The following is a 12,466-nucleotide window of genomic DNA, read 5'->3' as shown; positions in this document are numbered from 1 at the left end:
GGCTATGTACAACTGGGACCTGCAGAACGCGATCGCGGCGTTCGTCGAGAGCCAGCGCCCCTACTTCGAGTGGCAGCACGAGCTGTACCTCTCGGTGCTCTACGGCTTCGTGGACATGCAGAGTCAGTTGCTGACGCTGCTCGGATTCCCGCCGGTGCCGTGACGGCGGCCGTCGGTGCCCGGACGGGCGATGCGGTGATGGCGGCGGGACCGGTGCGCGGGGTGCTGACCGCGTTGATCGGCACGCTGCTGCTGGCCGATGCGGTGATCACGCTCGGGTTCGAGGTGCTGTTCCTGCCGATCTACGCCGGCCGGGCGCACATCCCGGAGCCGACGCCGGTGCTGGCCGCGGGCACCCTGGCCTCGAACATGACCGATGGCGCGATCGCGGTGCCGCTCACCGCTCTGGCCGCCGCCGTGGTGAACGTGCTGCTGGTGATGGGCATGGGTGTGATCACCAAGCGGATCGGGGTGATGGCCCTGCCGATTCTGGTGTGGGTCCTGGGTTTCCTGATCTGCGCTGGTTTCAGTCCGAGCGGGTACGCCCTGCTCATGGGTGACTGGCCGACCATGCTGCTGCTCATCTGCGGCCTGCTGCCCGCGGGCATGTACCTCTACTACCGCGCGACCGTTCGCCTGGCCCGGACCGGAGCCTGACCGGATCGCCCTGCGGTTTTCGGTTCTCTTTCGCCGCGCTGTCACACTTCGGCGCCCTGTCTCGTCCCCCTCGTGAATCGCAATCACGATCGGGAACGAAAGAAGACCATGGGATTCGACGAACTGCGCAATGCTGTCCGCGGCCGCGTCCTGGAGTCCGGTGACCCGGACTTCGAGCAGGCCGCGCGGCCGTGGAGCCTGGCCGTGGCGCAGCCGGTGGCGGCGGTCGCCGAGGTCGCCGACGCCGCGGATGTGGCGGCCGTGGTCCGCTACGCCGGTGCCGCGGGCCGTCCGGTGGCAACCCAGCCGACCGGGCACGGCGCGGCGGGCGGCATCGATACCGCGATCGTGCTGCGGACCGGCGCGCTGAACCGGCTCGAGATCGATCCGGTCGCGCGGGTGGCCCGGGTCGGTGCGGGCGTGCGGTGGGGACAGGTGCAGGCGGCCGCGGCCACGCACGGTCTGACCGGCCTCGCCGGCAGCAATCCGGTGGTCGGCGTGACGGGTTACACGCTGGGCGGCGGCAAGAGCTGGTTCGGCCGTAAGTACGGCTGGGCGTCGAATGCGGTGCGCGCCTTCGAGATCGTGGACGCCGAGGGCCGCCCGGCCCGGGTGACCGCGGACAGCGATCCGGACCTGTTCTGGGCATTGTCCGGTGGCGGTGGCGATTTCGCCGTGGTGACGGGCCTCGAGTTCGAGCTCTTCCCCGCACCGGGGCTGTACGGCGGCCGCATCACCTGGACCGCCGATCGGCTGCCCGAGGTGTGGGAAGCCTTCCGCGAGTTGACTTCTCGAGCCCCCGATGAGTTGTCGGTGTGGTTCAACCGCTTCCAGTTCCCGCAGGCGCCGGAGATGGTGGGCGTGGACCTCGCCTATCTGGGCGATCCGGAGCAGGGCCGGACGCTGGTGTCCGCGCTGGACCGGATCGGCGGCGCGCTCACCGACACGCGGGCCGCCATGTCGGTGGCCGACCTCGGCGACATCACCGAGGAGCCGGTTGATCCGAGCCCGGCCATCACCCGCGGCGAGCTCCTCGACGACCTGTCCCCGGCGGCGGAGAAGATCATTCTCGGCGAATCCCTCGCACCGCTGGTCAGCCTTCAGGTCCGCCATCTGGGCGGCGCGCTGGCCCGCCCGGCCGCGGGTGCGCGCGGTGCGCTCTCCGACCGCTACCTCGTCTCCACCCTCGGCCTCGGTCTGCCCCATCTGCGAGAGGCGGTGCACGCCAGGACACATGCGCTGGTGGCCGAGTTCGGTGCGCTGGTGACGGGCAAGAAGCCCTTCACCTTCCTGGCCCCCGGTGAGTCGGCCGCCGCGGCCTTCGACGCGGCGACCGTGGACCGCCTGCGCACGATCAAGCGTGAGCGCGATCCGCGGAACGTGATTCGCTCGAACTACCCGGTGTTCGCCTGATCCCGCCGAATTCCGGCCCGGCGGTGGAGCATTCGATCCGCCGCCGAGCCGCTTCGGTCACCGCCCGGCAGTGGTGCCCAGCTGTCCGGGGGTGACCGCGTCGATCAGGGACCACGCCTGGTCGATGGGCAGGTCGATGACGCGGTAGCGCTTCTTTCCCGCGGCGGAGGCGGCCACGACCGTGGCCACGCCCGCGCGACGCTGGAAGAAGGTCTGGCGGACGGTCCAGCCGATGACGCCGGGGGCCTCCAGACAGTCGCGGTCGCGGTCCAGGCAGCCGCTGCGGGTGATGAGCCAGGCCGGTTTGCCGTCGGCGGCGGGGAGCACGGCGTGGCCGAGGCCGCGGTAGCGGTCCCATGCGAGGGCGGCGGCGATGGGGGTGGCGATGGCGAGCGTGATCCACATCCAGAGCGGGATGTGGCCGCCCGCAAGGGAAATGACGAGCAGCACCGCCGCAGTGGCTGCGAGCGGACTCAGGGTGCGGGTGTAGCGGCGGCGGTGGGCGGCCGGGCCGTGGGGGACCAGCGGCACGGTCACCAGCGGGGGTACCGGCAGGGTGGCTTCGGCCGGAACGGCGGAGGTGCCCAGCAGATGGGCGAGGGTGCGATGCACGGCGGCGCGGGGAGCCTGCGGCAGGATCTTCTGCCGCGGGCTGGTGCCGGTCATGATGGCTTCGAGTTCGGCGGCTCCGGCCAGGCGCAGCAGCAGGGGCTCGTTGACGGTCGCGCCGCGCAGGCGGGCCAGGTCGAGGGTGGTCTGGCGGGTGGTGAACAGCCCGTGCCGGACGGTCAGGGTCTTCCCGTCGTCCAGTACCTTCAGGTCGAACCAGGTCATGAGGTAGCGCGCGCAGGCGGCGAGGCTGACCACCACGACGAGGATGACGACGAGCAGCGTGATCACGCCCGCGATGACGGTCGCGCTGCGGTGCCCGACATCCTGGACCGTGCCGGACCTCAGGAAGAGCTGGGCGAACCCGTACTGGAATGCCAGGCCGACGACCGGCGCGACAAGTGCGAAGCCGGTCAACGAGAGTGGCGCGTACCGCACCCAATCCGGCTGCCAGTGCGCGATTTCCACGACGGGGTGGCCGGGCTTGGCGTCGGGTATTTTGCCTTCGGTCGTAACCGACTGGGCTTCAGTGGATTCCGTGGCGACCCGGGTGTGCGCCAGCAGCGCGCGCCGAAGTTCCTGCACCAGTTTGGCATCCAGCGAGTCCAGCTTGAACTGTTCCCGCTTCTCCGCGTGCTGCCCGGTGCCGATGGACAGCACTGCCAGTCCGAGCACCCGGTGCAGCAGATCGGCCTGCACGTCGACCGATCGGACCCGGTTGCGCGGCACCGAAAGTCGTTTGCGCTGGATCAGTCCGGTACGCAGCTCCACATTGTCGGGGGTGATGCGGTAGGTGGTGGTGAACCAGCGGGTGAGCGCGAAGCCGACGATGATCGCCACCACGGCCAGGCTCCACCCGGGATTGTCCCGGCTCGCGCCCGCCACCAGCGTGGCGATCAGCACCGGGATGAAGCGGATGAGCTCGGTGACCGGGTGGACCAGCAGCATGCGCTTGTCGAGCCGCTGCCAGTTCTCGGCGTCCGGGTCGAGGCGCGTCCCCGGCCCCGATGCCGCGGTGATCGGTGAAAGCACTTCCGTCGGATAGGAATCCGGGAACGGGTCCGGATCCGGGGATGGCGGCTGGGTCATGTGGCGTCCCCCCGGTGCTGTGCGGCGATGGCGGTGAGCTGGGCGACGGTGTCGCGCGCATCGGCCAGGGCGAGCGCGCTGATGTGCACGGCCCCGGCCGAGGAGGCGGTGGTGACGGTGACGGTGGCCAGTCCGAGCAGCCGTTCCAGCGGTCCGCGGTAGGTGTCCACGGTCTGCACGCGGGTGATGGGCGCGACCCGGCTTTCCTGGGTGAACCAGCCGGTGCGGGTGTAGACGGCCTCGTCGGTGATCTCCCAGCGGTGCACGGCGTAGCGCCACAGTGGGATGGCCACGATGCTGAATATCGCTGCCAGCAGCACGATTCCGAACACCAGCGCCACCAGGCCACGCCGGTGCGTGTCGAACAGCGCCCAGATCCCCACTCCGAGGATCGGCACCACCCACGACAGCGCGGCGCTCAGCGCCCACAGCAGTTTGGCCCGTGGGCTGGGACGCCGCGACGGGTCGGCCAGGATGCCGCCGGGAGCGAGGGGCTGGGACATGCTGGCACAGTACCGCCTCCCGGCATATTCAGCGGGCGGCTGAAGGCCGTTCACGCTGGTAACCCGTGCCGGCGATTGGGTGCCGAAACAATTCCTGGCGTACCCGGCGAGTTACCCTCGCCTCACGAAATCAGTTGTCACGACAGCAGATTGCCTGTGCTCTTGGTCGGTTAGCGTGGCGTAATACGGAACAGTCCGGTGGTGGTGCCCTGGTACTGGATTCGGCCGGGAGCGATGGTGCCGACCATTTCGAGGGTGTCGTTCACGGTGGTCGCGCCGACGAACTGCTCGGTGTCGACCTTGCCGGTATCGGCGTCGATCACCGCGAAGCTGTAGTTGTCGGTCACCCCGGCGCTGCCGCTGCCCAGGCCGCTGCTGCCGGTGCTGCTGCCACTGCCGAGCGCGCCGCTGCCGCTGCCGAGCAGGGAGTGCCGGGTGAAGGTGTAGATCTTGCCGTCCGCCACCGACAGTCGCGGCACCGCCGAGGAGGGCACGGTATTGGTCCAGACCACGGTGCAGCCGGAGCCGGTGACGTCGATGCGGGTCATGCCGCCCGAAATCGGTGCGCTAGCGGGCTGACTGGTGCCGGCGTTGGGCGGCAGTGCCGGGTAGGGGTAGCCGTAGGTGCTGGCCACGAACACGCTGTTGCCCGATCCGATGGGGGAGTTCTCGGTGCCGTCGACGGCGGGCACCGAGCACACCGGCCGGCCGGTGGCGGTGTCGAAGACGAGCAGGTTCTCCTTGGTGGCCGCGTTGTCGGTAATGGCCAGGTACTCGGTGCCGTCGCCGGGTCCGAAGAAGGTCGGCGTCGCGCCGGTGCCCCAGCTCAATTGGCCGGGTTTGCGGGCCGGGCCGCGGTCGTAGGCCTGTCGCCACACGATCTGCGGGTTGCCGCTGCCGTCCACGTTCAGCAGATACAGCGCGTGGTCGGTGGCCACGGCCATGCCCTGGGGCGCGGTGGCGATGCTGTTGGCCACGTTCTCGCCGGGCGCGAGCACGATCGAGTGCGCGGTGCCGTCGGTGTTGACGAATCCGGCCGCGGCGCTGTCGGTGGCGAACCACACCCGGCCCTGGTAGTCGGGAGACACCGAACTGACGGCGTCGCAGGTGCCGCCGCCGCAGTGTCCGGTGACCGCCTGTGTCACATCGGTTTTCGAGCCGATCGACAGCGACCAGGAGCCGTCGGAGCCGCGCTGGTGCCCGATCCGCAGCAGGCTGCCCGAGCCGTCCACGGTGACCATCTGGTCGTGGTTGTCCAGGTAGGCGTAGACCCCGCCGAGCAGGCTGCCCTTGGTCAGGTCGAGGTGCGCGAGGGTGTTGCCGTTGTTCGGGTCCAGCAGCAGCACTTCCGGCGCGCGATCGGTGATCTTCGTGCACAGCGCCTGCGGGAAGCCGTCCGCGCCCTGCAGGATCGTCGGGCAGGCCGCGCCCTCCTCGTGGAAGTCGGCGTTGACGCCGCCGGTGCCGACGCCGGGCAGTGGCGTGGTGTCGGAGGCCTCGGCGTCGCCGTGCATGGTCGCGGTGCCCACCGGTCCCAGGTACGGATTGGCGGGCGGCACCGGTCCGAATGCGGAGGCGGTGCTGGTGGCGATGGTCAGCAGGGCAGTGGCGCCCAGGCCGGCGACGACAGCGGCGCGGCGGATTTTCGCGAGCACGAAGGTCTCCCTCTTCTTCTGCGAAGTGGACGCCCGCGAGGCTATTTCATCAGAACTGAAATTTGAATAGATGAACTCGAGGATACGAATAATCAACTCGGAATACCGGAGGTGGGCGGCAGGTTGGCTCGTTCCATGGCACCCGAGTCGGAACAGCCGGATGGATGGCGCATGATCGAGACCGTGACGGATCTACCGAACCCGAGCCTGCCGCCGAGGCCCACCAGCAGTTCGGCTGCGCCCACGGGTTCCGCCATACCCAATGGTTCCGCTGTGCCCACCGATTCCGCGATGCGTCGTGCGCTGCGCCGGGCCCGGGACGGTGCGACCCTCAATCTCGACGAGGCCGTGGTGCTCTTGCACGCGCGCGGTGCCGATCTGGAGGATCTGTGCGCGTCGGCCGCGCGGGTGCGCGATGCCGGTCTGCGGGAGTCCGGCTACGCGGGTGAGGTGCTGCCGATCACCTACTCCCGCAAGGTGTTCATCCCCATCACGCATCTGTGTCGCGACCGCTGCCACTACTGCACCTTCGTCACCGTGCCCGGCAAGCTGCGCGCGCAGGGCAAGGGCATGTACATGGAGCCGGACGAGATTCTCGAGGTCGCCCGGCAGGGCGCCGAACTCGGTTGCAAGGAAGCGCTTTTCACCCTGGGCGACCGCCCGGAGGAGCGCTGGCCCGAGGCGCGGCAGTGGCTCGACGAGCGCGGCTACGACTCCACCCTGGATTACGTGCGCGCCATGGCGATTCGCGTGCTGGAGGAGACCGGACTGCTGCCGCATCTGAACCCGGGCGTGATGAGCTGGGAGGAGCTGTCGCGGCTCAAGCCGGTGTCGCCGTCCATGGGCATGATGCTGGAGACCACCTCGACGCGGCTGTTCACCGAACCCGGTCAGGCGCACTACGGTTCGCCGGACAAGGACCCGGCAGTGCGGCTGCGCGCGCTGACCGACGCCGGACGCCTGTCGGTGCCGTTCACCACCGGCATCCTGGTGGGCATCGGCGAGACCGTGGTCGAGCGCGCCGAGTCCATTCTCGCGATTCGCAAGGTACACAAGGCTTTCGGGCATGTGCAGGAAGTCATCGTGCAGAACTTCCTGGCCAAGCAGAACACCGCCATGCGCCACAGCCCGGACGCCGGGCTGGAGGAGTTCCGGGCCGCCATCGCCGTGACCCGGCTGCTGATGGGACCGAAGATGCGCATCCAGGCGCCGCCGAATCTGGTGTCGCTGGAGGAATGCCGGGCGCTGCTGGCGGCGGGTATCGACGACTGGGGTGGGGTCTCGCCGCTCACCCCCGACCATGTGAATCCGGAACGTCCGTGGCCGAATCTGGAGACCCTCGCGCAGATCACCGCCGACTGCGGCTACGTCCTCACCGAGCGCATCACCGCCCACCCGAAGTATGTGCTGGCGGGCCATCCGTGGATCGATCCGCGGATTTCCGAACATGTTGCGGCACTGATGGATCCGAAGACCGGCCTGGCCGCCGACGTGAAGCCGTCCGGCCTGCCCTGGCAGGAGCCGGACCAGGATTGGGAATCGGTCGGCCGTATCGACCTGCACACCGCCATCGACGCCGAGGGGCGCCTGACCGAATTCCGCAGCGACGCAGGGATAGCTGATGAATCGCTGGGGGCTTTCGGCGACTGGGAGAGCATCCGCGAGCAGGTGCTCGAGCTCGCCGGTTCCGCCCCGGAGCGGGTCGACGCCGACGTGATGGCCGCCCTGCGCGCCGCCGAGAAGGACCCCGCGGGCCTGACCGACGACCAGTACCTGGCCCTGGCCACCGCCGACGGCCCGGCCCTGGAGGCGGTGACCGCGCTGGCCGACCAGCTGCGCCGCGACACCGTGGGCGACGACGTCACCTACATCGTCAACCGGAACATCAACTTCACCAATATCTGCTACACGGGCTGCCGCTTCTGCGCGTTCGCGCAGCGCAAGGGCGATGCCGACGCCTTCAGCCTGAGCCCGGCCGAGGTCGCCGACCGCGCCTGGGAGGCCTGGGTCGAGGGCGCGACCGAGATCTGCATGCAGGGCGGCATCGATCCGGAGCTGCCGGTCACCGGCTACGCGGACCTGGTGCGTGCCATCAAGGCTCGCGTCCCCGGGATGCACGTGCACGCGTTCAGCCCGATGGAGATCGTCAATGGCGCGTCCCGCAGCGGGCAGTCGGTGCACGACTGGCTGTCGGCGCTGAAAGAGGCCGGGCTGGACAGCATTCCGGGCACCGCCGCCGAGATCCTGGACGACGAGGTGCGCTGGGTGCTGACCAAGGGCAAGCTGCCCGCCTCGGCCTGGGTGGATGTGGTCACCACCGCGCACCGGCTGGGCCTGCGCTCCAGCTCGACCATGATGTACGGCCACGTGGACAATCCGAAGCACTGGGTGGGCCACCTGCGCGTGCTGCGCGGAATCCAGGACGAGACCGGTGGTTTCACCGAATTCGTGCTGCTGCCGTTCGTACACCAGAGCGCCCCGCTCTACCTCGCGGGCGCCTCCAGGCCCGGCCCGACCGTGCGGGAGAATCGGGCCGCGCACGCCCTGGCGCGGATCATGCTGCACGGCCGGATCGAGAATATTCAGACCAGCTGGGTCAAACTTGGTATCACCGGAACCCGGCTCATGTTGAACGGCGGCGCCAACGACCTCGGCGGCACCCTGATGGAGGAAACCATCTCCCGCATGGCCGGTTCCGAACATGGATCAGCCAAGACGGTCGGGGAACTGACGGAGATCGCGTCGGGTATCGGCCGCCCGGTCCGGCAGCGCACCACCACCTACGGTGTCCCGCCGCACCACTCGAATACGTCCGCCGGGCACAACCCGTATAGGCTTGTCACCCTGGAGTAGACCTCCTTTCCGACGCCCCCACCCGCAGGTTCGCGGCCCGCCCCGGTCTGGACCGACGGAGCGGGGGAACGAAGCGGAGGAGCGGAGGAGGGAAGACCGGGGTTATGAGGGCCGCGAACAGCCCGTAGCGCAGCGGAGGGCAAGTCGGACGCTGCTAGGGTTTCGCCGGGCGGAGTATCCCGTATGTGAGGACAGACTAGGAGAGCGGCAGTGCCGTACATCATCGCTGAACCGTGCGTTGACGTGAAGGACAAGGCGTGCATCGAGGAATGCCCCGTGGACTGCATCTACGAGGGTGGCCGCATGCTGTACATCCAACCGGACGAGTGCGTGGACTGTGGTGCATGTGAACCGGTCTGCCCGGTGGAAGCCATCTTCTACGAAGACGACACCCCGGATCAGTGGGCCGGTTACGTCAACGCCAATGTCGACTTCTTCGACGACCTGGGTTCGCCGGGTGGCGCCACCAAGGTCGGCAAGGTCGACTACGACCCGCCGTTCATCGCCGCGCTGCCGCCGATGGCCGGCGAGTAGGACGAGCATTTGACCGCGCGTGGCCGGGTCAGCGCTCTGCTACCCGATTTCCCCTGGGACACCATCGCTTCCGTGAAGGCGAAGGCGGCGTCGCATCCGGACGGCATCGTCGACCTCTCGGTCGGGACACCCGTCGATCCGGTGGATCCGCTGATCCGCACGGCACTCTCGTCGGTGGCGGAGGTGCCGGGCTACCCGACCACGCACGGCACGCCCGAATTACGCGAAGCCGTTGTCGCGGCGCTGAAGCGGCGATTCGGGATCACGGGGGTGGACCCGGCGGCGGTGCTGCCGGCCATCGGTACCAAGGAGCTCATTGCCGGGCTGCCGCGGCTGCTCGGCCTGGGATCGCAGGATCTGGTCGTCATCCCCGAGGTCGCCTACCCGACCTACGAGGTGGGCGCGCTGCTCGCCGGGGCCCGCTACGTGCGCGCCGACGGCACCACCCAGCTCGGCCCGGAGCGGCCCGCGCTGATCTTCCTCAACTCGCCGTCGAATCCGACCGGCAAGGTGCTGGGCGTCGACCACCTGCGCAAGGTGGTGCAGTTCGCCCGCGAGCGCGGGGCCATCGTCGCCTCCGACGAGTGCTACCTGGGGCTGGCCTGGGAGGGCCGCGCGGTGTCGATCCTCGACCCCGAGGTCAGCGATGGTGACCACACCGGCCTGCTCGCCATCCACTCGCTGTCCAAGACCTCGAATCTGGCCAGTTACCGGGCCGGTTTCGTGACCGGTGATCCGGCGCTCGTGGCGGAGTTGCTGGAGGTGCGCAAGCACTCCGGCATGATGTTGCCCTTCCCGATCCAGGCGGCCATGACCGCGGCCCTCGGCGATGACGCGCACGAGGTTCAGCAAAAGGACCGCTACCGGGCGCGGCGGGTCGTGCTGCGAGATGCCCTGCAGCGCGCGGGATTCCGGATCGACGACTCGGAGGCGGGTCTGTACCTGTGGTCGACGCGCGGTGAGGAATGCCGCACGACCCTCGATTGGCTGGCCGAGCGCGGCATCCTGGCGGCCCCGGGCGAGTTCTACGGCCCGCGTGGCAATCAGCATGTGCGCATTGCCCTTACCGCCACGGACGAACGAATCACCGCGGCCGCTGATCGTCTGACCAGCTGATTTCCCGTTACCACCGGGCCCGTGATAGCGTCTACGACGTTGCAAGGCCCGGTGGCCGAGCGATTTGCAAGGCCCTGTGGCGCAGTTGGTTAGCGCGCCGCCCTGTCACGGCGGAGGTCGCGGGTTCGAGTCCCGTCAGGGTCGCCTCTGTTCCGCCTCCCCGCATATTCAGCGGGGGGCTGAGAGCCGTTCATAGCTGGCAACCTGTGCCGGCGGTTGGGTACCGAAACCATTCTGGGCGTACCCGGGGAGTTACCCGCATCTCGCGAAATCAGTTGTCGCCTCTCGATTTTTCGCAAAACTGACACGCAGCCTCTTCACTACCTCTATAACAGGTTCTCATCGCAACTCGATGAGGAGTCTTTCAGTGCGTGGTCTGTCTTATGAAACCCCCGGTAAGAGTGTCTATGGCAGCAATGTCAGCCGACGTGGGTTCCTAGCTGCAACAGGTGTCATTCTGGGGGCGGCTGCGCTACTACCGAAGGCGCCTCTGGCCCGGGCGCTACCCACGGGATCGATCAATGACGGTGACACGATGCCGATCCTGGTCATCGGCACCGGCTACGGCGGCGCGGTCGCGGCGCTGCGGCTCGCGCAGGCCGGGCAGAACGTGATCATGGTCGAGAAGGGCATGTCCTGGACCCAGCCAGGGTCCGACGGCAAGGTCTTCTGCAACATGCTCAATCCGGACGGCCGGTCCTTCTGGCTGCGGACCGAGACCGACCAGCCCGTCAACCACTTCATGGGCGCGCCCTACAACAAGTCCATCTCCAGCTACACCGGCGTGCTGGATTCCGAGCAGTTCAGCGGGATCCGGATCTACCAGGGCCGCGGCGTGGGCGGCGGTTCGCTGGTCAACGGCGGTATGGCGGTGACGCCCAAGCAGGAGAACTTCGGCAGCATCCTGCCGTCGGTGGATGCCGGCTCGATGTACAGCACCTACTACCCGCGCGCCAATGCCGCGCTGAAGGTGAACAACATCGACCAGACCTGGTTCCAGGGCGCGGACTGCTATCAGTTCGCGCGGGTCGGCATCAAGCAGGCGCAGCGGTCCGGGTTCGCGTACACCTTCGTGCCCAACGTCTACGACTTCAACTACATGAAGCAGGAGCAAGCCAGCACCGCCCCGCGATCGGCGCTCAACGCCGAGGTCATCTACGGCAACAACTACGGCAAGAACTCGCTGGACAAGACCTATCTGTCGGCGGCGTCGGGCACCGGCAAGGTGACCATCGTGCCGCAGCACGTGGTCACCACGGTGGCGCCGGCCAATGGCGGTGGCTACTCGGTGTCGATGAACCAGATCGACACCAGTGGCAATACCGTGAAAGCGAAAACCGTTACGGCGCAAAAGGTCTTCTTCGCGGCCGGCAGTGTCGGCACCAGCAAGCTGCTGGTTACGCAGAAGGCCACCGGCAAGCTGGGCAATCTGCCGGACTCGATCGGCGCCGGGTGGGGCAACAACGGCAATGTCATGGTGGCCCGGCAGAACCAGGCCTGGGACGCCACCGGCAGCCTGCAGTCCTGTATCCCCTGCGTCGGTATCGACAACTGGGCGGACAGCGGCGGCCCGGCCTTCGCGGAGGTGTCGCCGTTCCCGGCCGGCATCGAGACCTTCGCCAGCCTGTACCTGGCCATCACCAAGAACCCGAATCGCGGCACATTCACCTACAACTCGGGAACCGGTGGCGTGGACCTGAACTGGCAGACCGCCTGGAATCAGCCCAGCATCGACGCCGCCAAGCGCATCTTCGACAAGATCAACAGCAAGGAAGGCACCATCTACCGGACCGACCTGTTCGGCGAATACAAGACCTGGGGCGACGATTTCGCCTACCACCCGCTCGGCGGCTGCGTGCTGAACGTGTCCACCGACAACTACGGGCGGCTCACCCAGTACCCGGGCCTGTACGTCATCGACGGCTCGCTGATTCCGGGCCTCACCACCGTCAACCCGTTCGTCACGATCACCGCGCTCGCGGAACGCAATATCGAGACGATCATTTCGCAGGACTTCCACTGAGGAAGGGGCCCCGC

The 12,466-nt window shown here is 68.3% G+C and carries 10 protein-coding genes and 1 tRNA gene; 8 read left to right on the top strand and 3 right to left on the bottom strand.

Annotated elements, in window-relative coordinates; translation table 11 throughout:
- Positions 1–4: 4 nt before the first annotated feature.
- The 3 genes from ACQP1O_RS36815 (at position 5) to ACQP1O_RS36805 (ending at position 2,070) form a co-directional block, all read left to right on the top strand.
- A complete protein-coding gene (locus ACQP1O_RS36815) occupies positions 5–163 on the top strand; it encodes a hypothetical protein (RefSeq protein ID WP_326306468.1) in 159 nt (52 codons plus the stop codon).
- Positions 160–657, top strand: a complete 498-nt coding sequence (locus ACQP1O_RS36810) for a hypothetical protein (RefSeq protein ID WP_433562939.1) — start codon at positions 160–162, stop codon at positions 655–657. The genes ACQP1O_RS36815 and ACQP1O_RS36810 overlap by 4 nt, the downstream gene beginning before the upstream one ends.
- Positions 658–729: 72 nt before the next feature.
- A complete protein-coding gene (locus ACQP1O_RS36805; RefSeq protein WP_433562938.1) occupies positions 730–2,070 on the top strand; it encodes an FAD-binding oxidoreductase in 1,341 nt (446 codons plus the stop codon).
- A 57-nt stretch (positions 2,071–2,127) separates the two neighbouring features.
- Here the strand turns inward: ACQP1O_RS36805 and ACQP1O_RS36800 are convergent, their stop codons facing one another.
- The 3 genes from ACQP1O_RS36800 to ACQP1O_RS36790 all read right to left on the bottom strand — a co-directional run bounded on the left by ACQP1O_RS36800 (position 2,128) and on the right by ACQP1O_RS36790 (position 5,926).
- The gene (locus ACQP1O_RS36800) at positions 2,128–3,768 is read right to left on the bottom strand and encodes a PH domain-containing protein (protein ID WP_433562937.1); all 1,641 of its coding nucleotides are present in this window, start codon (positions 3,766–3,768) and stop codon (positions 2,128–2,130) included.
- Positions 3,765–4,271, bottom strand: a complete 507-nt coding sequence (locus ACQP1O_RS36795; protein WP_433562936.1) for a PH domain-containing protein — start codon at positions 4,269–4,271, stop codon at positions 3,765–3,767. The genes ACQP1O_RS36800 and ACQP1O_RS36795 overlap by 4 nt, the downstream gene beginning before the upstream one ends.
- A 170-nt stretch (positions 4,272–4,441) precedes the next feature.
- Positions 4,442–5,926, bottom strand: coding sequence for a hypothetical protein (locus ACQP1O_RS36790; RefSeq protein WP_433562935.1), 1,485 nt, complete (start codon positions 5,924–5,926; stop codon positions 4,442–4,444).
- Positions 5,927–6,097: 171 nt separating this feature from the next.
- Between ACQP1O_RS36790 and ACQP1O_RS36785 the strand changes: the two genes are divergently transcribed.
- The 5 genes from ACQP1O_RS36785 to ACQP1O_RS36765 all read left to right on the top strand — a co-directional run bounded on the left by ACQP1O_RS36785 (position 6,098) and on the right by ACQP1O_RS36765 (position 12,452).
- Positions 6,098–8,779, top strand: coding sequence for a bifunctional FO biosynthesis protein CofGH (locus ACQP1O_RS36785; RefSeq protein WP_433562934.1), 2,682 nt, complete (start codon positions 6,098–6,100; stop codon positions 8,777–8,779).
- 210 nt (positions 8,780–8,989) lie between these two features.
- On the top strand, positions 8,990–9,313 hold the full coding sequence (gene fdxA / locus ACQP1O_RS36780; protein WP_356995845.1) for a ferredoxin: 324 nt from the start codon (positions 8,990–8,992) through the stop codon (positions 9,311–9,313).
- 9 nt (positions 9,314–9,322) lie between these two features.
- Positions 9,323–10,429, top strand: a complete 1,107-nt coding sequence (dapC, locus tag ACQP1O_RS36775) for a succinyldiaminopimelate transaminase (protein WP_379393940.1) — start codon at positions 9,323–9,325, stop codon at positions 10,427–10,429.
- A 70-nt stretch (positions 10,430–10,499) separates the two neighbouring features.
- Positions 10,500–10,573 (top strand) — tRNA-Asp (locus ACQP1O_RS36770).
- Between the two features lie 391 nt (positions 10,574–10,964).
- A complete protein-coding gene (locus ACQP1O_RS36765) occupies positions 10,965–12,452 on the top strand; it encodes a GMC oxidoreductase (protein WP_433562933.1) in 1,488 nt (495 codons plus the stop codon).
- Positions 12,453–12,466 lie beyond the last annotated feature (14 nt).

It is taken from the genome of Nocardia sp. CA-151230 (assembly GCF_050942175.1).
GTDB lineage: Bacteria > Actinomycetota > Actinomycetes > Mycobacteriales > Mycobacteriaceae > Nocardia.
The sequence above is the reverse complement of the archived record's forward strand: the minus strand, read 5'-3'. Positions and strand labels throughout refer to the sequence as shown.